This is a genomic window from Streptomyces sp. NPDC085460 (genome assembly GCF_044541975.1).
Classification (GTDB): Bacteria; Actinomycetota; Actinomycetes; order Streptomycetales; family Streptomycetaceae; genus Streptomyces.
Genome location: NZ_JBITTO010000011.1, coordinates 130,854 through 153,273 on the forward strand (window position 1 = coordinate 130,854; position 22,420 = coordinate 153,273).

The 22,420-nt window shown below is 73.7% G+C and carries 22 protein-coding genes; 6 read left to right on the forward strand and 16 right to left on the reverse strand.

The features are described 5' to 3' along the window. Positions 1 to 68 precede the first annotated feature (68 nt). From ACIGHB_RS27360 to rsmI, 7 genes are all read right to left on the reverse strand, one after another. Positions 69 to 1,361 (reverse strand): acyltransferase, encoded by a 1,293-nt coding sequence (locus ACIGHB_RS27360; RefSeq protein WP_399916586.1) that lies wholly within the window; start codon positions 1,359 to 1,361, stop codon positions 69 to 71. A 103-nt stretch (positions 1,362 to 1,464) separates the two neighbouring features. Next, on the reverse strand, positions 1,465 to 2,379 hold the full coding sequence (locus ACIGHB_RS27365; RefSeq protein ID WP_399916588.1) for a 4-(cytidine 5'-diphospho)-2-C-methyl-D-erythritol kinase: 915 nt from the start codon (positions 2,377 to 2,379) through the stop codon (positions 1,465 to 1,467). Next, positions 2,376 to 3,248 (reverse strand): 16S rRNA (adenine(1518)-N(6)/adenine(1519)-N(6))-dimethyltransferase RsmA, encoded by an 873-nt coding sequence (gene rsmA / locus ACIGHB_RS27370; protein ID WP_360312760.1) that lies wholly within the window; start codon positions 3,246 to 3,248, stop codon positions 2,376 to 2,378. Before rsmA ends, ACIGHB_RS27365 begins: the two co-directional genes overlap by 4 nt. 28 nt (positions 3,249 to 3,276) lie before the next feature. After that, on the reverse strand, positions 3,277 to 4,575 hold the full coding sequence (locus ACIGHB_RS27375) for a ubiquitin-like domain-containing protein (protein ID WP_360312758.1): 1,299 nt from the start codon (positions 4,573 to 4,575) through the stop codon (positions 3,277 to 3,279). Positions 4,576 to 4,689: 114 nt separating this feature from the next. Further along, a complete protein-coding gene (locus tag ACIGHB_RS27380) occupies positions 4,690 to 5,559 on the reverse strand; it encodes a TatD family hydrolase (RefSeq protein WP_360312756.1) in 870 nt (289 codons plus the stop codon). Positions 5,560 to 5,656: 97 nt separating this feature from the next. Further along, positions 5,657 to 6,076, reverse strand: coding sequence for a hypothetical protein (locus ACIGHB_RS27385; RefSeq protein ID WP_360312754.1), 420 nt, complete (start codon positions 6,074 to 6,076; stop codon positions 5,657 to 5,659). A 173-nt stretch (positions 6,077 to 6,249) separates the two neighbouring features. After that, positions 6,250 to 7,095 carry a 16S rRNA (cytidine(1402)-2'-O)-methyltransferase gene (gene rsmI / locus ACIGHB_RS27390; protein WP_360312752.1) on the reverse strand — a complete coding sequence of 282 codons (846 nt, stop codon included), beginning with the start codon at positions 7,093 to 7,095 and terminating at the stop codon, positions 6,250 to 6,252. A 247-nt stretch (positions 7,096 to 7,342) separates the two neighbouring features. Here rsmI and ACIGHB_RS27395 point away from each other — a divergent pair, with 247 nt between their 5' ends. Together ACIGHB_RS27395 and ACIGHB_RS27400 are read left to right on the forward strand one after the other, a co-directional pair. Next, positions 7,343 to 9,100: a dolichyl-phosphate-mannose--protein mannosyltransferase gene (locus ACIGHB_RS27395; RefSeq protein ID WP_399916592.1), complete on the forward strand. Its 1,758-nt coding sequence runs from the start codon at positions 7,343 to 7,345 to the stop codon at positions 9,098 to 9,100. A gap of 148 nt (positions 9,101 to 9,248) precedes the next feature. Next, positions 9,249 to 9,701: a hypothetical protein gene (locus ACIGHB_RS27400; RefSeq protein ID WP_399916594.1), complete on the forward strand. Its 453-nt coding sequence runs from the start codon at positions 9,249 to 9,251 to the stop codon at positions 9,699 to 9,701. Positions 9,702 to 9,789: 88 nt separating this feature from the next. Here ACIGHB_RS27400 and ACIGHB_RS27405 read toward each other — a convergent pair whose 3' ends face one another. Genes ACIGHB_RS27405 through ACIGHB_RS27420 form a run of 4 tightly spaced genes read right to left on the reverse strand, consistent with a single transcriptional unit; the run spans position 9,790 to position 13,872 of the window. Beyond that, a complete protein-coding gene (locus ACIGHB_RS27405) occupies positions 9,790 to 10,410 on the reverse strand; it encodes a hypothetical protein (protein ID WP_399916596.1) in 621 nt (206 codons plus the stop codon). A gap of 5 nt (positions 10,411 to 10,415) precedes the next feature. Beyond that, positions 10,416 to 11,051 carry a hypothetical protein gene (locus ACIGHB_RS27410; RefSeq protein ID WP_399916598.1) on the reverse strand — a complete coding sequence of 212 codons (636 nt, stop codon included), beginning with the start codon at positions 11,049 to 11,051 and terminating at the stop codon, positions 10,416 to 10,418. Continuing rightward, on the reverse strand, positions 11,048 to 13,351 hold the full coding sequence (locus ACIGHB_RS27415; protein WP_399916600.1) for a DUF6571 family protein: 2,304 nt from the start codon (positions 13,349 to 13,351) through the stop codon (positions 11,048 to 11,050). The genes ACIGHB_RS27410 and ACIGHB_RS27415 overlap by 4 nt, the downstream gene beginning before the upstream one ends. Continuing rightward, entirely contained in the window at positions 13,351 to 13,872 is a 522-nt protein-coding gene (locus ACIGHB_RS27420; RefSeq protein ID WP_360312740.1) for a hypothetical protein, read from the reverse strand. Before ACIGHB_RS27420 ends, ACIGHB_RS27415 begins: the two co-directional genes overlap by 1 nt. A gap of 221 nt (positions 13,873 to 14,093) precedes the next feature. Between ACIGHB_RS27420 and ACIGHB_RS27425 the strand changes: the two genes are divergently transcribed. The 3 genes from ACIGHB_RS27425 (at position 14,094) to ACIGHB_RS27435 (ending at position 17,191) form a co-directional block, all read left to right on the forward strand. Then, a complete protein-coding gene (locus tag ACIGHB_RS27425; protein ID WP_399916602.1) occupies positions 14,094 to 15,722 on the forward strand; it encodes a penicillin-binding transpeptidase domain-containing protein in 1,629 nt (542 codons plus the stop codon). Between the two features lie 120 nt (positions 15,723 to 15,842). After that, positions 15,843 to 16,346, forward strand: coding sequence for a YbaK/EbsC family protein (locus ACIGHB_RS27430; RefSeq protein WP_360312737.1), 504 nt, complete (start codon positions 15,843 to 15,845; stop codon positions 16,344 to 16,346). Then, the gene (locus ACIGHB_RS27435; RefSeq protein ID WP_360312735.1) at positions 16,343 to 17,191 is read left to right on the forward strand and encodes a DMT family transporter; all 849 of its coding nucleotides are present in this window, start codon (positions 16,343 to 16,345) and stop codon (positions 17,189 to 17,191) included. Before ACIGHB_RS27430 ends, ACIGHB_RS27435 begins: the two co-directional genes overlap by 4 nt. Positions 17,192 to 17,273: 82 nt before the next feature. Here ACIGHB_RS27435 and ACIGHB_RS27440 read toward each other — a convergent pair whose 3' ends face one another. The 5 genes from ACIGHB_RS27440 to ACIGHB_RS27460 are packed head-to-tail and all read right to left on the reverse strand — an operon-like array spanning position 17,274 to position 21,811. Then, positions 17,274 to 18,011, reverse strand: a complete 738-nt coding sequence (locus tag ACIGHB_RS27440; protein WP_399916604.1) for an SDR family NAD(P)-dependent oxidoreductase — start codon at positions 18,009 to 18,011, stop codon at positions 17,274 to 17,276. An 8-nt stretch (positions 18,012 to 18,019) separates the two neighbouring features. Further along, a complete protein-coding gene (locus tag ACIGHB_RS27445) occupies positions 18,020 to 19,180 on the reverse strand; it encodes a serine hydrolase domain-containing protein (RefSeq protein WP_360312731.1) in 1,161 nt (386 codons plus the stop codon). A gap of 42 nt (positions 19,181 to 19,222) precedes the next feature. Then, on the reverse strand, positions 19,223 to 19,978 hold the full coding sequence (locus ACIGHB_RS27450) for an energy-coupling factor ABC transporter ATP-binding protein (RefSeq protein ID WP_399916606.1): 756 nt from the start codon (positions 19,976 to 19,978) through the stop codon (positions 19,223 to 19,225). Continuing rightward, positions 19,975 to 20,736 carry a cobalt ECF transporter T component CbiQ gene (gene cbiQ / locus ACIGHB_RS27455; RefSeq protein WP_360312727.1) on the reverse strand — a complete coding sequence of 254 codons (762 nt, stop codon included), beginning with the start codon at positions 20,734 to 20,736 and terminating at the stop codon, positions 19,975 to 19,977. Before cbiQ ends, ACIGHB_RS27450 begins: the two co-directional genes overlap by 4 nt. A 1-nt stretch (position 20,737) precedes the next feature. After that, positions 20,738 to 21,811, reverse strand: coding sequence for an energy-coupling factor ABC transporter permease (locus ACIGHB_RS27460; RefSeq protein ID WP_399916609.1), 1,074 nt, complete (start codon positions 21,809 to 21,811; stop codon positions 20,738 to 20,740). A gap of 204 nt (positions 21,812 to 22,015) precedes the next feature. Between ACIGHB_RS27460 and ACIGHB_RS27465 the strand changes: the two genes are divergently transcribed. After that, the gene (locus ACIGHB_RS27465; protein WP_360312723.1) at positions 22,016 to 22,363 is read left to right on the forward strand and encodes an SsgA family sporulation/cell division regulator; all 348 of its coding nucleotides are present in this window, start codon (positions 22,016 to 22,018) and stop codon (positions 22,361 to 22,363) included. The last annotated feature ends 57 nt before the right edge of the window (positions 22,364 to 22,420 follow it).

Here is a 22,420-nt window from a genome sequence, read left to right on the forward strand (position 1 = left end):
CTCCAGTGCGGGGTGATCGATCGACGTCCCAGGGTACGTCCCCGCGCCCCTCCCCCGCCGGGCCGCCGTCAGCGCGGTCCGGACCGCCCGGCCCGCTCCACCAGGAGCCAGCCCGCCAGGGCCAGGGCGACGGCCGCCGGGGCGGTGACGGGGACGGCTATCAGGGTCGCCGAGTGGCCGTCGAGGAGTCCGGCGAAGCCCGTCAGGGAGAGACCGAGCACGCCGAGGAGGGCGAGCGTGATGCCGAGGGCGGCGAGCGGGCCGCCCCGGTCGGTGGCCGGGGCCGCGGGGGCGGGGGCCTCGAAGCGGCGGAAGACGGCGACGAGCAGGGCCGTGAGGAGCCCGGCCGCCGCGAACCGCAGCGGGACGTGCGCCCACCAGGCGCCCGTGGCGGGGGCCGGGAGCGGTGCGCCGAGGCCGAGCAGAGCCCCGTACACCCCGAGCATGGCCGTCAGGTGCCACAGGAACGCCGTCATCGCGATCCCGTTGGCGGCGACGACCGTCCGCCACACCCCGGCGCGGGCGGCGAACCGCGTCCCCGGGCCCTTGAGCAGTTCGACCGCGCCGACCAGCCACAGGGCGTGGCAGAGCAGGGCGAGGGTCGGCGGCGCCATGTTCGACACCTTCTCGCCGGGCATTCCCACCATCGACAGCGGGTACGGCCCGAGGGCGACCAGCGCGGTCGCGCCGGCGAGGCCCGCGGCGGCGAGCACGGCCGGGCGGCGGATCATGCCGTCGGCGCGGAGGAAGCCGAGCTGGTGGACGGCGAGCCAGACGAACGCGAAGTTCAGGAACTCGACGAAGGGGACGTCCGCCGCGAAGCGCAGCAGGTCCACGGCGACGGCGCCGCCCGCGAGCGCGGCGAACGCGCCCCACCCCCAGCGCTCGTGCAGCCGCAGCAGCGGCGGGGTGAACGCCACCATCGCCAGGTAGATGCCGATGAACCACAGCGGCTGGGTGACGAGCCGCAGCGCGACGCCGGTGAGCCCGCCGTCCGCGCCGGAGAGCTGGAGCAGCAGCGCGGCGGCGCCCCACACGCCGGTGAACACCATCGTCGGCCGCAGCAGGCGCTGGAGCCGGGCCCGCAGGAAGTCGGCGTACCGGGGGCGGGAGCGGTGGGCGAGGGCGTGCGCGAAGCCGCCGACGAAGAAGAAGACCGGCATCACCTGGAACGCCCAGGTCGCGATCTGGAGGCCGGGCACGACCGCGAGCAGGTTCCCGACCTGCCCGTCGGCGGTGACGGCCGCCATCAGCCAGTGCCCGAGCACCACGACGGTGAGCGAGGCGACCCGCAGCAGGTCGACGTACCGGTCCCGGCTCGCCGGCGTCGCCGCCGCGAGCTCCCGCGCGCTGATTCCCATGCGCACACGGTCCCGCGCGGAGCGTGTCCGCCGACAGGGCGCGGATACTCATCCGCCGGGTGAGTACGCCCCCGGGCCGGGGCCGCCGGCCCCGGCCGGTGTCTCAGAGGACCGTCGCGCCCGCCGCCGGGGAGGTCGCCGTGTGGGTCGCGCGGCAGGTGCCGGAGGCGCGGAGGGCGGCGGCGACCGTTTCGGCGGCCTCCGCGTCCTTCACCAGGAACGCCGTCGTCGGGCCCGAGCCGGAGACCAGGGCCGCGAGGGCGCCCGCCTCCGTGCCGGCCGTCAGGGTCGCGGCCAGCGACGGGCGCAGGGAGAGCGCCGGTGCCTGGAGGTCGTTGGCGAGGGCGCCCGCGAGGGCGGTGGTGTCGCCGGTGCGCAGGGCCTCCAGGAGCGCCGGGGACGCGGCCGGCTCGGGAACCTCGGTGCCCTCGGCGAGGCGGTCGAACTCGCCGTACACGGCCGGCGTGGAGAGCCCGCCGTCGGCGACGGCGAACACCCAGTGGAAGGCGCCGCCGACCGGCAGCTCCGTCAGCTTCTCGCCGCGCCCGGTGCCGAGCGCCGCCCCGCCGACGAGGCTGAAGGGCACGTCGGAGCCGAGTTCGGCGCAGATCTCCAGGAGCACGTCACGGGGGGTGCCGAGGCCCCACAGCGCGTCGCAGGCGAGGAGCGCGCCGGCGCCGTCGGCGCTGCCGCCGGCCATGCCGCCGGCGACCGGGATGGCCTTGGCGATGTGCAGGTGGACGTCCGGGGAGAGGCCGTGCCGGGCGGCGAGGAGCTCCGCGGCGCGGGCGGCCAGGTTGGTGCGGTCGAGGGGGACCTTGTCCGCGTCGGGGCCCTCGCAGGTGACCGTCAGCGTCGTCGCCGGGGTCGCGGTGACCTCGTCGTACAGGGAGACGGCGAGGAAGACGTTGGCGAGGTCGTGGAAGCCGTCGGGGCGGGCGGCGCCGACCGCGAGCTGGACGTTGACCTTGGCCGGGACCCGTACGGTCACGCCGTCGGAACCTGTCACGCCGTTCATGCCCTGGCCTCCGCGATCCGGGCGAACTCCTCCACCGTCAGCGCCTCGCCGCGCGCCTGCGGCGAGATCCCGGCCTTCACCAGGGCCTCCTCGGCGGCGGCCGGGGAGCCGGCCCAGCCCGCGAGGGCGGCCCTCAGGGTCTTGCGGCGCTGCGCGAAGGCCGCGTCGACGACCGCGAAGACCTCTTCCTTGGTGGCGGTGGTGGCGACCGGCTCGGTGCGGCGGACCAGGGAGACGAGGCCCGAGTCGACGTTGGGCGCGGGCCAGAAGACGTTGCGGCCGATGGCTCCGGCGCGCTTGACGTCCGCGTACCAGTTGGCCTTGACGGAGGGCACCCCGTAGACCTTGTTGCCCGGTCCGGCGGCGAGCCGGTCGGCGACCTCGGCCTGGACCATGACGAGGGTCCGCTCGATGGTCGGGAAGCGGTCGAGCATGTGGAGCAGCACCGGCACGGCCACGTTGTACGGGAGGTTGGCGACGAGCGCGGTCGGCGCCGGGCCCGGCAGCTCCCGGACGAGCATGGCGTCGGAGTGGACCAGCGCGAAGCGGTCCTTCCGCTCGGGCATCCGCGCGGCGATCGTCGCCGGCAGCGCGGCGGCGAGGAGGTCGTCGATCTCGACGGCGGTCACCCGGTCGGCGGCCTCCAGGAGCGCCAGGGTGAGGGAGCCGAGGCCGGGCCCCACCTCGACGACCACGTCGTCCGGGCGCACGCCCGCGGTGCGGACGATGCGCCGGACGGTGTTGGCGTCGATGACGAAGTTCTGGCCCTTCTGCTTCGTGGGGCGCACGCCGAGGGCGGCGGCCAGCTCACGGATGTCGGCGGGGCCGAGGAGGGCGTCGGGGCCGTCGGGGCCGGTGGTGGTGCTCACCGGTACAGCGTACGGGGCGCCGTACCGGTCACTGGAACAACCTGCGCCCGCAGTGCGGCCACGGGCCCGCGCCGCGCGCCACGTAGAGCTTCTTCGCGCGGAAGGTCTGCTCGGCGGCGGGCGCGTCCTGGGCGACGCCGCTGCCGCCGAGGGAGCGCCACGTCCCGGGGTCGAACTGGTAGAGGCCACCGTAGGTGCCGGAGGGGTCGACGGCGTTCGGCCGGCCGCCGGACTCGCAGGCGGCGAGGGCTCCCCAGTCCAGGCCGTCGGCGCCGGCGACGGAGGAGGGCAGCGCGCGGGTCCCGACGCGGACCTTGCGGGAGACCGGCTCGCGGACGATCTCCTCGCCGGTGCGGCGGGGCTTCTGCCGGACGCCGTTGACGGACCGGAGGTGGTACGTGATCCGGCGCAGGCCCGGCGCGCCCTGCCGGTCGACGACCTCGGTGCCGGCGAAGAGGGCGGGGTCGCGGACGCGCTCGACGGCGTACGGGATCGCCTCCTCGCGGGTCTGGGTGGAGCCGGTGATCCGCAGCACGGTGATGGTCTGCCCGTCACGGGGGAACGCCTCACGGGGCACGGAGGTGGTGTCCTCGCCGCCGAGCGTGATGCCGGCCTCGTCGAGGGCCTCGCCGACGGTGGCCGCGTTGGTGCGGACGGTCCGCTCGCGCCCGTCGGCGAGGAAGGTGACCGCGCGTTCGGTGCGGACGTCGAGGGCGAGGCCGCTACGGGAGATCGCGGCGGAGCGGGAGACCGACAGATGGGCGCCCTCGGCGCGGACGCCGAGCTGGCGCAGGGCTCCGTCGACGGTGTCGGCGGTGGTCCACACCTGGCGGCGGTGCCCGTCGAGGGTGAGGGCGACCGGCCGGCCGTACCGGAGGACGAGCTCGTCGCCGCTGGCCAGCGCGGTGCCGGGGGCGGGGGCGACGAGGTCGTGGGCGCCGACGGCGAGGCCCTCGTCGGCGAGGAGCTCGTCCACGTCGTCGGCGAAGGTGTGCAGGGTGCGGGGGACGCCGTCGACGGAGAGCCGGATCGCCTTGTCGTCGGCGACGAAGGCGGTGGTGCCGCCGGCCAGGAAGGCGACGACGAGGGCCTGCGGGACGAGCCGGCGCAGCCCGTCCCCGGCGGGGCGGGCGGGCTTGCGGCGCCGCGCCCCGCGCCGGGCGGCGGCCCGGCCCTGCGCGGGCACGGGGGCGGGCTCGGGGAGGCGCCCGGGGGCCGTGCCGGGCGGCACGACGAGGGGCGCGATCTGGGTGGGCTGCTCGTGGACGGGCAGCGTGGCCGCCGCTCCTCGCCGTCCGGCGCGGTGACTGCCCTGGGAAGTGCTCACGAGGCCGGGACCCTAGCCCCGCCGCCGGTCACTCTCCAAAACGACGCGGCTACTGGACGTAACCGTTATGGATCGGTGATGCCGGCGCCGGGCCCTCCCCCCCGTCGGCATCCGTCAGTAGTCGAAGGCGCGGGCCGTGTTCACCGCGATCGCCTCCGCCATCGCGTTCTCGTCGATGCCGCGGACCTCCGCCATCGCCCGGACGGTGACCGGGATCAGGTACGGGGCGTTGGGGCGGCCCCGGAAGGGCGCCGGGGTGAGGAAGGGGGCGTCCGTCTCGACCAGCACCCGATCGAGCGGGGCGACGGCGAGCGCGTCGCGCAGCGGCTGGGCGTTCTTGAAGGTCACGTTGCCGGCGAAGGACATGTAGTAGCCCTTGGCCGCGCAGATCCCGGCCATCTCGGCGTCGCCCGAGTAGCAGTGGAAGACGGTCCGGTCGGGTGCGCCCTCCTCGTCGAGGACGCGCAGCACGTCGGCGTGGGCCTCCCGGTCGTGGATGACAAGTGCCTTGCCCCACCGCTTGGCGATCTCGATGTGGGCGCGGAAGGAACGCTCCTGCGCGGCCATGCCCTCGGGGCCGGTGCGGAAGAAGTCGAGGCCGGTCTCGCCGACGCCGAGGACGTGCGGGAGGGCGGCGAGCCGGTCGATCTCGGCGAGCGCGTCGTCGAGGGCGGCGTCACCGCCCGCGTCGCGCGCCCCCTGGCGCGACCAGCCGTCCGGATCGCCGAGGACGATCCTGGGTGCCTCGTTGGGGTGCAGGGCGACGGCCGCGTGCACGTTCGCGTGGGCGGCGGCGGTCTCGGCGGCCCACCGGGAGCCCTTCACGTCACAGCCGACCTGCACGACCGTCGTGACGCCGACGGCGGCCGCCTTGGTCAGCGCCTCCTCGACCGTGCCGGACTGCATGTCCAGGTGGGTGTGCGAGTCCGCGACCGCGACGAGGAGGGGTTCGGGCAGCGGCGGCGGGGCGTCCTTGGCACTCATGGCCCCGATCGTACGAGGGCCATGAGCGGGTCCGCGCGGCGGTTTCCGTGCGCTTCCGCCGGCGCGCTCTCCGTGGCGGGAGCTCAGCGGCGGGAGCTCAGCGGCGGGAGCGGAAGGGGTGCAGCAGGTCGGAGAGGTGCCAGTGGTGCGGGACCGGCGGCGCGCCCTCCTCGCCCTCCGTCAGCTCCTGCCCCACCGGGCCGGCCGCCGAGACGGGACGGGTCTCCTTCGCGCCGCGCCCGTGGTGCTCCATCGACGCGATCAGGTCGAGCACGGTGGACACCTGGCCGGCGCGCATGATCCGCACCACATGGCCGCCGCAGTTCATGCAGGTCGGGTTCGAGAGCGGGGAGGGCACCCGCTCCCCGTCCGCCTTGTACACGACGAACGCCTGGCCTCGGGCGTCCGTGTGGTGCTCGATGTCGTAGGACTGCTCCCAGCCGTACCCGCACCGCATGCAGGCGAAGGCGTACGCCTCATGCGCGACGGGCGTTCCGGTGCCGGTGGTCTCGCTCATGCCAGCTCCTCTCCACTGGTCCCAGTGGACGCCTTTTCGGGCCGGAGCGCATCAGCACGGAAGAAAGCATGAGGCGGTTTTGGGCGTTCCCTTGCCAAGCGCTCTGTGAAGGCTCCCGGCACCGGATTCGGCTTTGCCTTAAAGATTAGTCCTTTACCGTTTCCCGGGCCTTTTCAGGACGCGTTCTTTGCCGCCACGACGGCATCGAAGACCTCCCGCTTGGGCAGCCCCGCCTCGGCGGCGACCGCCGCGATGGCCTCCTTGCGCCGCTCCCCCGCCTCCTCGCGCACCCGCACCCTGCGCACCAGCTCGGCGGCGTCCAGCTCCTCCGGGCCGGTCTCCGGGGCGCCCTCGACGACGACCGTGATCTCGCCGCGCACGCCGTCCTTCGCCCAGGCGGCCAGCTCGGCCAGCGGGCCGCGCTTCACTTCCTCGTACGTCTTGGTCAGCTCGCGGCAGACGGCGGCGCGGCGCTCGGCGCCGAACACCTCGGCCATCGCGTCGAGCGTGTCGTCGAGCCGGTGCGGGGCCTCGAAGTAGACGAGGGTCCTGCGCTCGGCCGCGACCTCCTTGAGCCGGCCGAGCCGCTCGCCCGCCTTCCGCGGCAGGAAGCCCTCGAAGCAGAACCGGTCCACCGGCAGACCGGAGAGCGCGAGCGCGGTGAGCACGGCGGACGGGCCGGGGACCGCGGTCACCTTGATGCCGGCCTCGACGGCGGCGGCGACCAGCCGGTAGCCGGGGTCGGAGACGGACGGCATGCCCGCGTCGGTCACGAGCAGCACCCGGGCGCCGCCGGCCAGCGCCTCGACCAGCTCGGGCGTACGGGCCGACTCGTTCCCCTCGAAGTACGAGACGACCCGGCCGGTCGTGTGCACGCCGAGCGCCCGGGTCAGCCCGCGCAGCCGGCGGGTGTCCTCGGCGGCGACGACGTCCGCGCCCTCCAGCTCGGCGACGAGCCGGGGCGGGGCGTCCGCGATGTCGCCGATGGGGGTGCCTGCGAGTACCAGCGTTCCTGTCACCCCGCCATCCTCCCAGCCGGAACGCCGCCGCGCGGACACCGGGGACGGCCGCGCACGGGAAGCGGCGCCACCGGGGAGGGCCGCCCGCCGGGAAGTGGCGCCACCGGGAGCCGGCCGCCGGGGACGGGCGCGCACCGGGGACGGCCGCCCGTCGGGGGCGGCCGCCGGCCGGGGGTGTCGCCGCTCGGGGAGGCGCCTCACCGCCCGGACAGGCGACGCGCACAGACGCAGTCCCTACGATGGCGCGGTGACCCGTACCGCACCCGAGGCCCTGGAGGGCCAGCACGCGATGGCACCGACCGTGGCCGAGCCCTCTTCGTGGCAGCTCCGGCTGCGTCGCTTCGGCTACCGTCCGCCCGCCGCCGGCACGCTCTCCATCGGCACGAGGGACCGGCTCGACCCGCCGTACACCCGGCCCTCGGCGAGGGTCATGTCGCTGCTCGGGCTCGGCCAGGACGCGGCCGACCGGCTGTGGCGGCTGGCCGCGTGGGGCGGGCCGCTGCTGGTCGCGGCCGTCGCGGGCGTGCTCCGGTTCTGGAACCTGGGCAAGCCGCACGCGGTGATATTCGACGAGACCTACTACGCCAAGGACTCGTGGGCCCTGATCAACCAGGGGTACGAGGGGGCGTGGCCCAAGGACGTCGACAAGACGATCCTGGCCAACCCCGACGCCGTTCCCATCCCGACCGACCCCGGCTACGTCGTCCACCCCCCGATGGGCAAGTGGGTGATCGGCGTCGGCGAGAAGATCTTCGGCTTCGAACCGTTCGGCTGGCGGTTCATGGTCGCGCTGCTCGGGACGCTCTCCGTCCTGATGCTCTGCCGGATCGGCCGCCGGCTCTTCCGCTCGACCTTCCTCGGCTGCCTCGCCGGACTGCTGCTCGCCGTCGACGGCCTGCACTTCGTGATGAGCCGCACCGCGCTCCTCGACCAGGTGCTGATGTTCTTCGTGCTCGCCGCGTTCGGCTGCCTGGTCCTGGACCGGGACCGGACGAGGAAACGGCTCGCGGCGGCGCTGCCGGAGGACGAGGAGGGCGTGCTCCGGCCCGACGCGGACCTCGCGGAACGGCTGCGGCTCGGCTGGCGGCCGTGGCGGATCGCGGCCGGCGTCATGCTGGGCCTGGCGGCGGCCACCAAGTGGAACGGCCTCTACGTCATGGCGGCGTTCGGCCTGATGACCGTCCTGTGGGACGTGGGCGCCCGGCGTACGGCCGGCGCGGTCCGCCCGTACCTCGCGGTGATCAAGAGGGACCTGCTGCCGGCGTTCGTGTCCGTGGTGCCGGTGGCGCTGGTGACGTACCTGGCGACCTGGACCGGCTGGATCGCCGGCGACAAGGGCTACTTCCGCGACTGGGCCGAGAAGCAGGACGCGCTGCCCGGCGGCCCCGGCCTCTGGTCCTGGCTGCCGGACTGGCTGCGCAGCCTGTGGCACTACGAGTACGAGGTGTACCAGTTCCACGTGGGGCTCACCTCGCCCCACACGTACGAGTCGAACCCGTGGTCCTGGATCGTCCTCGGCCGCCCGGTCTCCTACTTCTACGAGTCCCCCGCCCCCGGCACCGCCGGCTGCCCCTCCTCCGCCACGGAGAAGTGCGCCCAGGAGATCCTGGCCCTCGGCACCCCGCTCCTGTGGTGGGCCGCCTGCTTCGCCCTCGTGTACGTCCTGTGGCGCTGGGCCTTCCGCCGCGACTGGCGCGCCGGCGCGATCGCCTGCGCGGTGGCCGCGGGCTGGGTCCCCTGGTTCCTCTACCAGGAGCGCACGATCTTCCTCTTCTACGCCGTCGTCTTCGTCCCCTACCTGTGCCTCGCCGTCGCCATGATGATCGGCGCGATCATCGGCCCGAAGGGCGCCACGGAGCGGCGCCGCACCTTCGGCGCGGTGGCGGCGGGCTGCCTGGTCCTGCTGATCGTCTGGAACTTCATCTACTTCTGGCCGATCTACACGGCGACGCCGATCCCGATGGATCAATGGCGGGCACGGATGTGGCTGGACACCTGGATCTAGCCGTGTGAACGCGAGAGGGAGGGCCCGGCCGGCGGTCGGGCCCTCCTCGCGTGGGGCGGCCGGCGGACGCGGACGGCCGCCTGCGGTCGCGGTGCGATCAGGGCGAGACGAGACTGAGTCAGAGGCGGCTGCCCCACCCTCGCGGTGCGTGACGGCTGTCGCCCTGTTCAGGAAGGTGGAGGCCATGGCGGAGATGTCCGGCAGGGCACGGAAAGGCACGACGCCGTCCCACGACGGCCAGTGGGTGACCGGCCCGCACCTCTTCGCGGGTGTCGCCCTGGAGCTGAGCGGGACGCTCAGCATTCTCATGGGCGCCGCCGGCATCGGACAGGCGTCCCTCTTCAGTGCGCCCGGCTACGCCTACCGGTTCGACGTGACGGCCTGGGGCTGGCTGCACGTGGTCATCGGGATCGTGCTGATCGCCGCGGGTCTGGGGGTGCTGCTCGGCCAGAGCTGGGCCAGGGGCGCCGGCCTGGCGGTGGGCGCGGTGAGCCTCATCAGCCAGTTCATGTTCATCCCGTACTACCCGGGGTGGTCGATCATCGTGATGGTCCTCGACCTCGCCGCCATCTGGGCCCTGGCCAGATTCGCCGCGACGTAGCCGGGGCGTGTGGCTGGACACCCGGATCCAGCGGCGCGGACATGAGGAGGGGCGCGACCGTCGGTCGCGCCCCTCCTCACGTTCCCGGCTACTTCCGGGGGGTGTCCGCGGGGATCGTGCAGCGGGCGGCCTCGTGCGCCTGCTCGGCGGCGAGTTCCGTGAGGCGGCGGAGGTCGTCCAGGCGGTCGGCGGGGGCGGGGTCGCGGAGCCGGATGTAGGTGCTGAGGCCGGCGTTGTCGTAGGGGATGCAGGCGGAGTAGACGGCGGCGGCCTTCCGCGTGGAGGTGGTGAAGGCCCAGCGGCCGGCGTCGAAGGGCTCCGAACCGCCCGACCGGACGATGTTGCGCACCCTGTCCTGCCATTCCTTCTCGGTCTCTCCACCCCTCATCTCGGTGTGGACCGTGAGCAGCCGGCCGTCACCGTGGACGTAGCACCAGGAGTTGTGAGAGGTGTCCCGAGGGTCGGGGGTGCGGCGTTCGCCCTCCTCCGGGGGGATCCGGTACGAGGTCGCGTACGGCAGGATCCGGTTCAGGATGTCCGCCGCCTCCCGCGACCCCCCGAAGGACGGGCACAGCTCGCCCGCCTCGATCGTCCCCTTCGGCTTCTTGAACGGCGGGGTGTTCGTGGCATAGCTGATCCCCGCCCAGGCGGTGACGAGCACCGAAGTCACGACGGCCGTCACGGTGATCCGCTTCTTCTTCGCCGCCATGTCCGCTACCCGCCGGGAGGAGTGTCCGCGGGCACGGTGCAGCGGGCGGCCTCGTGTGCCTGCTCGGCGGCGAGTTCCGTGAGGCGGCGGAGGTCGTCCAGGTGGTCGGCGGGGGCGGGCGTCGGCAGCACCACGGAGGTGCTCAGGCCGGCGTCCCCGGCCGGCAGGCAGGCGGAGAAGACCGCCCCGACCCGCAGGATCTCCGGGGTCGAGGTGAAGGCCCAGCGCCCGGCGTCGAAGGCCGTCGGCTTCCGCCCGTCGGTGGTGCCGAGCACCTCCTCCCGCCACGACGCCTCGCTGGTCCAGGAGGCCATCTCCGTCCGCACCAGGAGCAGCCGGCGGCCGTCACCGCTGATCGAACAGCTCGACGTGTGGTGCACGTCGGTGGGGGCGGCGCCGCGCGGGGTGCCTTCCTCACGGGAGACCTCGTACTCAGCGGCGTACGGCAGGATCCGGTTCAGGATGTCCGCCGCTTCCTGCGACGCCCCGAGAGACGGGCAGAGCCCTGCCGCCTCGATCGTCCCCTTCGGCTTCTTGAAGGGCGGGGTGTTCGTGGCGTAGCTGATCCCCGCCCAGGCGGCGACCAGGGCCAGGACGACGAGCGCGATGATGCCGCGCTTCTTCGCCATCTGCATGGTCACTTGTCCTTCTCCAGCGCGTTCGGGACGCCCACGCCCTCGCAGTAGTCACGGATGTTGGTCTGGGCGGAGGTGAAGCCCGCTTCGGTCTGGCCCGCGATCGAGGAGACGATGCTCGGGTAGGAGACGCCGGTCTTCTTCTCCGACTCCTGGGCGGCCTTCTCGACGAGGGCGAAGGTCGACTCGCGGGTCGCGTTGATCTCCTCGCCGTTGCGGTAGATCACCTCGCCCGAGCTGTCCTTCATCAGGCCCTCGGTGAGGCTGCCGATGATCTCGCCCGCGACCGTCTCCGCCGCGCCGCCGGCGATGACCGCGCCCGGGCCGACGGCCGAGGCGGTGGCGGCACCGACGCCGATGCCGACGAGGGACTCGCCGAGCTCGCCCGCCTTCGTGATGGCGTCGTTGAACTCGGCGTCCTTGTTGCCCGCGTCCAGCTCGGAGGCGTACGCGCGGCCGGCTCCCAGCATGCCCTGGATCTCGCCCGCGTTGTGCGCGACGGCGGAGGTGGCCTTCTCCAGGTTCTGCGCGGGGGTGTTCCCCTTCTCGTCCACGAACGCGTCGGGGTGGGCGAAGTGGTACTCCAGCATCCCCGCGGTATAGGCGTGCTGGCCGACGCTGACCGCCGCGTACCCCTCGGGGTTCTGGCCGACGGTGTACAGGAAGCGGGTGAGGTCCTGCTCGTTGAGGGACGCGGCCGCTCCCGTGATCGGGTAGAGCTTCTCCTCGCCGGCGTCGCCCGCGCGCAGCCCCCGGTGGATGTCCGCCATGTACTCGGCCGAGATCTGGCCCAGGCTGTCGGACATGAAGCCGTTGTCGGTGAGGCGGGAGGGGACCTCGGAGACGGACTTGACGATCTGGCCGTAGAGCTTGGCCTGCTCCTCGGTGTGGGCGGCGGTCGCCGAGGTGGGGAGTTCGCCGGCCGGGTGGCCGGTGGTGGCGGCCTCCAGCGCGGCGGCGAGGTAGTTCTTGCCGGAGATGCTGTCCTCGCCCTCCGAGTCCTGGTCCTGCATCCACTCCCGCTCCTCGAAGAGGTACTGGAAGTTGGAGAGGCCGATGTGGCCCTTGTTGCCGTCGCCGTCGGTGTCGCGCTTGAACGGGTTGTTCTCGGTGTCCTTGTCGATGAACTCCGAGGAGAAGAAGGCGGTGGCGGCGTCCGGGCTGTTGGAGAGGGCCTTCATGTAGCCGGTCATCGGGTCGAAACCGGCGTCGGTGCCGGTGGCGTTCAGGTGGGGCCAGAGGCCGCCGCCGTTGTAGCCCCAGATCTGCTCGGGGCGGCGGCCCTCGCGCACGCCCTCCTGCTCCTTGGCGATCATGTTGCGGCCGTAGCTGTCGAGGAAGTCGTCCTCGTAGTCGCCCCAGCGCATGAGGTTGCTCATCACGACGTAGCCGGAGACGCCGGTGCCGGGGCCGTACGGCTTCTCGACGGCCTGGAGCATGTCGAACTTCCACCGCGTCATGTCCGGGCTCGCGCTCTGCGTGGCATTGGCGAGGGTCAGGCCGAGGTTCTTCTGGAGGTCCTTGTACTGCTCGTAGCGCTTGCCGTCGGCGGGCTGGTCCCTGTCGTTCAGGTCGTTGAGACCGGCCCAGAAGTCGAGGGTGCCCTTGGCGCCGAGCTTGTGGGCGAAGGCGGAGGCGAAGAGGTCGTCGCCGTGGTACTTGGTGAGGCCGGCGAGCAGCGTGTCGAACTCGGCCTCCGTCAGCTCCTTGGGGTTCTTCTTCGCCAGGTCGGCGAGCCGCTCGGCCGTGCGCAGGGCGTCGGCGGCCTGATCCCGGTCGCCGTACTTGGCGTCGCCGAAGCCCTTGTCGGCCTGGTCCACCAGGGCGCGCAGGACCTTGGCGGCGGAGCTGTCGCTCTCGGCGGCGCCGGCGATGATCCGGTCGATCTGGTCGCGGACGCCGTCGACGGTGCTCTGCTTCACGTCCTTGCCGGCGTCGCCGTCCATGGCCTTGGCCACGAAGTTCTTCCCGGAGGGGACGACGGAGACCATCTGGAGCCGGGCGGTGGCGATGGCCCCCTCCAGGTCGGTCTTGTACTTCTTCAGCTCGCCGAGGGTGTCGCGGAGGATGTTGCGGACGGACGTGGCCTGGGTGTGCGCGTCGCCGAACTCGCCGGCGGTCTTGTCGATGAACTTCCGCCCGACCTGCGAGTTCACGCCCTGCCAGTCGGCCTTGGCGGCGGCGCCCTTCAGGCCCTCGCTCGCGTCCTTCTCCAGCTTCTCCAGGTTCGTGACCAGGGTGTTCCAGTCGGTCAGCGCCGCGTCGAGCGTGCCGAACTTGGCGTGCAGCAGGGTGTCGAAGTCCATCACTTGCCGTCCTTCTTCTCGCCCTTGTCGTCCTTCTCGCCGTACACGTCGTTCGGCTTGCCGGGCTCGGAGGCCCGCTCGTCGAAGCCGGCGTCGAGCGTCGCGATGCCGCTCATGCGCCGCTCGATGAAGATCTCGTCGCCGGCGTGGGCGTTCTTCGTGTAGTCCATGTGGTTCGAGATGTGCGCGCAGGCGTCCATGAGGTCCGCGAGCGCGGACTCCCACTTGATGGAGACGTGGCTCAGCGCGCCGCCCAGCTCGAAGCCCTGGCCGGAGAGGTCGGAGGCCGCGGAGTCGGTGGTCGTCGCGGCGACCCGGCCCTCGCGCCACAGCCGGTTGTAGAGCCCGAAGGCGTGGTCGCCGATCTTGGCGAGGTGCTCGTTGACGACCTTGAGGTCACCCTGGGTGTTGTTGGACAGGCTCTTGCCGTCCGGTTCGTCCGGGACGCGGTTCAGCTGCATCCGGGTCGAGGAGCCCCCCGCCGCCTCCGCCTTGAGCTGGTTCCATTCGTCCCAGGCCATGGTGACTCCTCCCCTTCGATGCGGTAGCAACGCCGGGCGGCATCCTAGTAAGGCGCGCGGGCGGTGTGGGGGGCGGGACCGGCGGTTCGGCGGGCTTCACGGATCCTTCGCAAGGGAAAATTCCGTTTGCGGTGGATGTGACACGTGTGGCCCGCCGCGCTCGACAGGCGTTCGCGGCGGCTGCTTGACTCGACGGTCCACACGGGGAGGGGAACCCAGTCATGCGCAGTGGAGCGAAGGTCGGGATCGTCGGGGGCGTGTTCGTCGTCGTCGCGGGCGGGGTCGCGTACGGGGGGTACAACCTCTGGAACGGGATCACGGGCGGCTCCCAGGACGTCGGTACGCGGTCGGCGCCGCGGTCCGGGCCGGTGACGGCGGAGGAGGTGACCGCCACCGCGCGGGACTTCCTCGCCGCGTGGGCGGCCGGGGAGCCCGAGCGGGCCGGTCAGCTGACCGACGACCCGGTGACGGCGGGCCCGGCGATCGCCGCGTACCGCGAGGGGGGCGGCGTCTCGGAGGCGGTGATCACGGCCGGGACGCCGACCGGGACGACGGTGCCGTTCACGGTGAGGGCGACCGTGACGTACGACGGGGTGTCGAAGCCGTGGACGTACGAGTCCCGGCTCGGCGTCGTGCGCGGCGCGTCCACCGGCCGCCCGCTGGTGAAGTGGACGCCCACCGTGCTGCACCCGAAGCTGACGGCCGGCGCCACGCTGCGGACCGGCACCGCGAAGGCCCCGGCGGTCAGGGCCGTCGACCACAAGGGCGTCGCGCTGCCGCCGGAGAAGTACCCGTCGCTGGTGCCCGTGCTCGACGCGCTGCGGCAGCGGTACGGCGCGAAGGCCGGCGGCGAGGCGGGCGTCGAGACCTGGATCGAGGACGCGAACGGGCTGCCGGTCGGCACGCTCCTCGTCCTGTCGCCCGGCAAGGCGGGCGAACTGCGGACGACGATCGACGCGGGCGTGCAGGCGGCGGCGGAGAAGGCGGTGAAACGATTCCCGAAGGCGGCCGTGGCGGCCGTCGAGCCGTCGACGGGGGCGGTGCGGGCGGTCGCCAACAACCCGGCGTCGGGCTTCAACACGGCGTTCCAGGGGAAGCAGGCGCCCGGCTCCACGATGAAGATCGTCACGGCGGCGATGATGATGCGGTACGGGGTGGCGCAGCCGGGTACGGCGGTGGAGTGCCCGCCCACCGTGCGGTGGGACGGGTACACCTTCCACAACCTGGAGGACTTCTCCACCAGGGGCGACCTGACGAACGCCTTCGCCCTGTCCTGCAACACCGCCTTCATCAAGGCGATCAATCCGCTGAAGGACAAGGGCGTCCACAACACCGCGCTCGGCGACACGGCCCGCGAGTGGTTCGGGATCGGCGAGCTGTGGTCGGTCGGCGTGCAGACCGAGGACGGCGAGGTGCCCGAGTCGAGCGGCACCGAGACCGCCGCCTCGTACATCGGGCAGGGCGCCATCACCATGAACGCGCTCAACATGGCCTCGGTCTCCGCGACCGTGAAGAACGGCGGATTCCTCCAGCCATACCTGGTCCCGAGGGACGTGGACGGCCGGGAGTTCGCCACCGCCGAACGGCTGCCGGACGCGGTCGGGACCGGGCTGCGGAAGCTGATGAGGGCGGCCACGGGACCGAACGGCACCGCGGAGGAGGCCATGGCGGGCGTCCCCGGACCGAAGGGCGCGAAGACCGGCTCGGCGGAGGTCGGTTCACAGGCCACCTCCAACAGCTGGTTCACCGGCTACTCCGGCGACCTCGCCGCCGCGGCCGTCGTCGAAGCGGGCGGCCACGGCGCCGACGCGGCCGGCCCGGTGGTGGCGGACGTCCTGAAGGCGGGCTGAGGCCGGAGGCCGCCCCCGGGGGGGTGGGCCGAGGCTGACGTCCGGGGGCGGGCCGAGGCTGACGTCCGGGGCGTGGAAAGGGAATCGCGTGTCTTGTACACCTACCGCTACCGTGCGGGCATGACGACCGATGCCGCCGCTTCCGCCGCCCACCCCCAGTTCGCCGCCGCCCTCGCCGAGCTGGGCCTCGACGTCGAGGTCCGCCGCTTTCCGGACGAGACGCGCACCGCCCAGCAGGCCGCCGACGCCATCGGCTGCCGGGTCTCGGAGATCGTGAAGTCGCTGATCTTCGCCGCCGACGGGGTCCCGGTGCTGGTCCTGATGGACGGGGCCTCGCGCGTGGACGTCGAGCGGGTGCGGGAGGCGCTGGGCGCCGGGGAGGTCACGCGGGCGGACGCGCGCGTGGTCCGGGAGACGACCGGGTACGCGATCGGCGGCGTGCCGCCCTTCGGGCACCGCACCCGGACCCGCGTCCTCGCCGACGAGGGCCTGCTCGACCACGCCCTGGTGTGGGCGGCGGCCGGCACCCCGCACTCCGTCTTCGCGCTGCCGCCGAAGGAGCTGATCGCGCACGCCGGGGCGACCCTCGCGGACGTGCGCGAGCGACGCGAGCGCACCGCGTGACGCCGCTGGTCGCGTGCGTGGTGCTGGTCGCGGCGGTCACGCACGCGTCGTGGAACGCCCTCGCCCACCACATCCGGGACCAGCTGCTCTCCTTCACCCTGATCGCGGGCGGCGGGGCGCTGATCGGCCTGGCGCTCGTCCCCTTCGTCCCGGTGCCCGCCGCCGGGGCGTGGCCGTACCTGATCGCCTCGGCGGCCCTGCACGTCGCGTACTACGCGCTGCTGATGAAGTCCTTCACGCTGGGGGACTTCGGGCAGATGTACCCGATCGCGCGCGGTACGGCCCCGCTGGTGGTGACGCTGCTCGCGGCCGTCTTCGTCCACGAGGTGCCGGACGCCCGGCAGCTGCTCGGCGTGGCCGTGGCCTGCGCGGGCCTGACGGGGCTCGCGCTGTGGGGGGTCCGGGGCGGCGGCGGGGCGCACCGGCCCGCGCTGTTCGCCGCCCTGGGCACCGGTCTCGCCATCGCCCTGTACACGGTCGTCGACGGCGTCGGCGTCCGCGCCTCGGGCACCACGCTCGGCTACATCGCCTGGCTGATGCTCCTGGAGGGCCTGGTCATCCCGGCGTACGCCCTGGCGGTCCGGCGCCGCGCGCTGCTGCCGGCCCTGCGCCCGCACGCGGCCCGGGGGCTGCTCGGGGCGGCCCTCTCGGTCGCCGCCTACGCCCTCGTGCTGTGGGCGCAGACACGGGCCCCGCTCGCTCCCATCGCCGCTCTCCGGGAGTCCTCGATCATCGTCGGGGCCGCGATCGGCGCCCTGTTCTTCAAGGAACGTTTCGGCGGCCCGAGGATCGCCGCGGCCGGCCTGATGGTGGTCGGCATCGGCCTGATGCTGCACGTGACCTGAGCGGCCGTCAGCCGTCAGCCTCAGCCGTCAGTCGTCGGCCTTAGCTGTCAGCCGTCAGTCGTCAGCCGTCAGTCGTCAGTCGTCAGTCGTCGCCCAGGATCTCCCGGAAGTGCCGGTTCACCGCCATCAGGCCGCCGTCGACGCGGAGGGTGGTGCCGGTGATCCAGGCCGCGTCGGCGGAGGCGAGGAAGGCGACCGCGGCGGCGATGTCCTCGGGGGTGCCCACCCGGCCCAGGGGGTAGGCGCGGGCGCCCAGGTCGGCCAGGGCCGCCTCGCGGCCCGCCCAGGAGGGGGTGTCGATGGTGCCGGGGTTGATCTGGTTGACGCGGACGCCCAGGGGCGCCGCCTCGCCGGCGAGGGTGCGGGTGAAGGAGCCGAGGGCGGCCTTGGCGGCGCTGTAGGCGTGGTCGCCGAAGCTCGCCTCCGCGTTGACGGAGCCGATGGTGACGATCGCACCGGCGGTGGCGGCCAGGTGCGGGAGGGCGGCGCGGGAGCAGTGGACGGCGCCGAGGAGGGTGCCGTCGAGCTGGCGGCGCCAGTTCTCGTCGGGGTCGTCGACGAAGGGCACGAAGGCGTTGTTGACGAGGGCGTGGAGGGCGGGGAGTCCGCCGATGAGGCGCTCGATCGAGGGGCGGTCGGTGATGTCGAGGCGGAGGGCCGTGGCGTGCGGCAGGCCGGCCGCCACCGCGCGGGCGGCGTCCTCGTCGATGTCGGTGACGAGGACGTGCGCCCCTTCCGCGGCCAGCCGGCGGGCGGTCGCCGCGCCGATGCCGCTGCCCGCGCCCGTGATCAGTGCCGTACGTCCCTCGAAACGGTTCATGCCGCCTATCAGAGCAGGGACTTGACCGCTCTCACCAGGGCCTGGGCGCGCGGATCCGAGGTGACGGTCTTCCGCATGCCGTTGGTGACGTAGGCGAAGGCGGTGCCGGAGTCGGGGTCGGCGAAGGCGAGGGAGCCGCCGCGGCCGGGGTGGCCGAAGGAGGTGGGGCCGAGGAGGGGGGAGGCCGGGCCGTGGAGCATGTGGCCGAGGCCGAAGCGGGTGGAGACGAGGAGGACCCGGTCGGGGCCCGCGGACTCCTCGGTGCGGGCCAGGGCCAGGGTCGCGGGGGCGAAGAGGCGGGGGGCGCCGTCGGCGAGCGGGCCGAGGGTGGCGGCGTAGAAGCGGGAGAGGGCGCGGGCGGTGGCGACGCCGGCCGAGCCGGGGAGCTCGGCGGCGCGGTAGGCCGGGGCGTTCTCGTCGGGCTGGGGGGTGATGACCTCGAAGGCGCGGCGGGTGAGGGAGGCGGGGTCCTGCCACGCCTCCGTGACCGAGCGCTTGGGGCGGAGGCGCAGCGCGCCGGTGTCCTCGGGCGCCTCGACCGGACCGAGGCGGCCGACGCGGTGGGCCTCCGCCTCCGGGAGGCCGATCCAGAGGTCCAGGCCGAGCGGGGCGGCCAGCTCCTCCGCGACCCAGCGGCCTATGGTGCGGCCGGTGACGCGGTGGACGAGGCCGGAGAGGAGCCAGCTGAAGGTGTGGGCGTGGTAGCCGTGGGCGGTGCCGGGCTCCCAGACGGGTGCCTGGGCGGCGACGGCGGCGGTGGACGCCTCCGGGTCGAGGGCCTCGGCGAGGGTGAGGGGGCGGTCGAGGACGGGGACGCCGGCCTGGTGGGCGAGGAGCTGCCGTACCGTCACCCGGTCCTTGCCGGCCGCCTTGAACTCGGGCCAGTACGTGGCCACCGGGGCGTCGAGGTCGATCCGGCCGCGCTGGTGGAGGAGGAGGGGGACGGCGGCGGCGACGCCCTTCGTCGCCGAGCGGACGATCTGGGCGGTCTCCGCGGACCAGGGTTCCGTGCCGTCGGCGTCCCGGGTGCCGGCCCACAGGTCGACGACCTTCGCCCCGTCGTGGTGGACGGCGACGGCCGCGCCCTTCTCCCCGCGCGCCTCGAAGTTGCGCCGGAACGCGTCCCCGACCGGTTCCCAGCCCGGCGCCACCGTGCCCTGGACGTCCACCCGACCCACCTTCACCCTTTCGTACGAACGGGTCCCATGGTCTCAGGCGACGGAACCCGGAACGAATCCGAAGGGCAGTTCGAGCCGGTGGCGGGCCATGAGGTCCTCGTCGGAGAGGATCTCGCGGGTCGGGCCGTCCGCCGCGATGACGCCCTCGCTGAGGATCAGCGCGCGCGGGCAGAGCTCCAGGGCGTACGGCAGGTCGTGGGTGACCATGAGGACGGTGACGTCGAGGGAGCGCAGCACGTCGGCGAGCTCGCGGCGGGAGGCCGGGTCCAGGTTGGAGGACGGCTCGTCGAGGACGAGGATCTCGGGCTCGGTGGCGAGGACGGTGGCGACGGCGACCCGGCGCCGCTGGCCGAAGGAGAGGTGGTGTGGCGGCCGGTCCGCGTACGCGGCCATGCCGACCCGCTCCAGGGCCCGCTCCACGACCGCGTCGAGCGCGGCGCCGCGCAGCCCGGCGGCGGCCGGGCCGAAGGCGACGTCCTCGCGGACGGTCGGCATGAAGAGCTGGTCGTCGGGGTCCTGGAAGACGATGCCGACCTTCCGCCGGATCTCCGCCATGTGCCGCTTGCCGACGGGCAGCCCTGCGACGGTGACGCTGCCCGCGCCGGCGGCGAGGATGCCGTTGAGGTGGAGGACGAGGGTGGTCTTGCCGGCGCCGTTGGGTCCGAGGAGGGCGACCCGCTCGCCGCGTCCGATGGTGAGGTTCACGCCGAAGAGGGCCTGGTGGCCGTCGGGGTAGGCGTAGGCGAGGCCGGAGACGTCCAGCGAGGGGGGAGCGGTCACGGTGGTCATCCCAGGAGGGCGAGGAGGCAGAGCGGAAGGGCGGCCAGCGGCAGCGCCAGGGCCGTCGCCCACTGGGCGCGGGCGGTGGGGCGCTCGTCGAGGAGCGGCATGGTGCCGGTGTAGCCGCGGCTGATCATGGCGAGGTGGACGCGTTCGCCGCGCTCGTACGAGCGGATGAAGAGCGCGCCGGCGGTCTTGGCGAGGACGCCCCAGTGGCGGGGGCCGCGCGCCTCGAAGCCTCGGGAGCGGCGGGCGACGGACATGCGGCGCAGCTCGTCGGTGACGACGTCGCCGTACCGGATCATGAACGAGGCGATCTGGACGAGGAGCGAGGGCAGGCCGAGGCGCTGGAGGCCGAGGATCAGGGCGCGGAGTTCGGTGGTGGCGGCGAGGAGCACGGAGGCGGCGACGCCGAGGGTGCCCTTGGCGAGGATGTTCCAGGCGCCCCACAGGCCGGGGACGCTGACGGTGACGCCGAGGAGTTCCGTCCGCTCGCCGGGGACGACGAAGGGCATGAGCAGGGCGAAGCCGACGAAGGGGAGCTCGATGGCGAGCCGCCGGAGGAGGAAGCCGGCGGGGACGCGGGCGAGCGCGGCGACCGCGCCGAGCAGGGCCGCGTAGCAGGCGAAGGCCCAGACGGCCTCGCGCGGGGTGGTGACGACGACCAGGACGAAGCCGAGGACGGCGACGAGTTTGGTGTGCGGGGGCAGGCGGTGCACCGGCGAGTCGCCCCGCCGGTACAGGGGGTGCGCGTGCCCCGCTCCCACGTCAGAGCCGGGCGCCGCTGTCGGCGGCCCGGCGGCGGCGGACGGCCCAGAAGGCGCCGGTGCCGGCGGCGAGGGTGAGGGCGACGCCGATGACTCCGGCGAGGCCGCCGGAGAGGCGGGCGGAGTCGATGCCCTGGACGCCGTAGTCGGCGAGCGGGGAGTCGGCGGTGGCGTGCTCGTACTCCTCCGCCTTGGCGTCGATGCCCTGGTCGGCGGCGACCTTCTCCAGGCCGTCGGGGCTGGCGGAGGCGTAGAAGGAGACGACGCCGGCGAGGACGAGGGCGGTGACGACGCCGCCGATCCAGACCTTCCTGGGGGAGCCGGCGGCGGCCGGGGCCTCGGTCTCGGCCGGGGCCGCGTCGACCAGCTCGCCGTCGACCCGGAGCTTCAGCGGGGCGGTGAGGCCGCGGGCGCCGTACACGAGGTCGGGGCGGACGGCGAGGACGGCGCCGACGGTGAGGGCGGTGATGGCGGCCTCGCCGATGCCGATGAGGACGTGGACGCCGAGCATCGCGGTGAGGACCTTGCCGATCGGCACGTCGGTGGTGCCGCCGATGGCGTAGAGCAGGGTGAAGGCGGCGGCGGAGGCCGGTACGGAGACGAGCGCGGCGACGAAGCTCGCGGCGGTGACGCCGCCGCGGGTGCGGGGCAGCACGGCCCGCAGGCCGCGGAAGAGGAAGTGGGCGACGACGACGGTCACCACGCCCATGACGACGATGTTGACGCCGAGGGCGGTCAGGCCGCCGTCGGCGAAGAGGACGCCCTGCATGAGCAGGACGACGGCGATGCACAGGACGCCGGTCCAGGGTCCGACGAGGATCGCGGCGAGCGCGCCGCCGAGGAGATGCCCGCTGGTGCCCGCGGCGACCGGGAAGTTGAGCATCTGGACGGCGAAGACGAAGGCGGCGACGAGGCCGGCCAGGGGCGCCAGCCTTTCTCCCCCGAGGTCTCCGGCCTGGGGGGTGCCCCCCAGCTCTTTGCGCGCGCCGCGCAGGCTCAGGGCGACGGCGCCCGCGGCGACGACGCCGGCGACGGCGGACACGGGGGCGTTGATGAATCCGTCAGGTACATGCACGACCCGAATGATGAGCGCTCCTGCGAAAGACTTGCAAGAGTGCCCGCATCACAAGATGGCGTAGGGGCGGGTGCCCGGGGAAGGCGTGTGAGGCCGGACACTCTCCGTCCGCTTCGGGAGTGACCATGCCACCACCTGGGAAGAATGCGACATTGAGTAGCAAATCGCAGCCCTGCGTAAGGGCGCCTACGTGAGGAGCCACCGATGCCCGCCGTCGAGGACCGTGCCCGAGGCCGTCTGATCGGCGACGCGCCGGTCGCCCGGGCCGTACGCGTGACCCTCCGCTACGACCCCGGCTTCTCCCCCGCGACCGTCCGCTTCGTCCTCCCCGGCGGGGTCGAGTGGTCGTTCCCCCGCGCCCTCCTGGAGGACGGGCTGCGGGAGCCCGCGCACCGCGGCGACATCGCGGTCTGGCCGTGCGGGCGGGTGCAGACGGTGGTGGAGTTCCACGGCGAGGACGAGGTGGCGGTGGTCCAGTTCGACAACACCGCCCTGAACCGGTTCCTGGAACACACGTACGCCGTCGGCACGTCGTCGCTGACGACGCGCTGACGGCGTACGGCCGCGTCGGGCTCCCCGTCCCCACAGGTTCCGGCGCGGTCCGGGGCG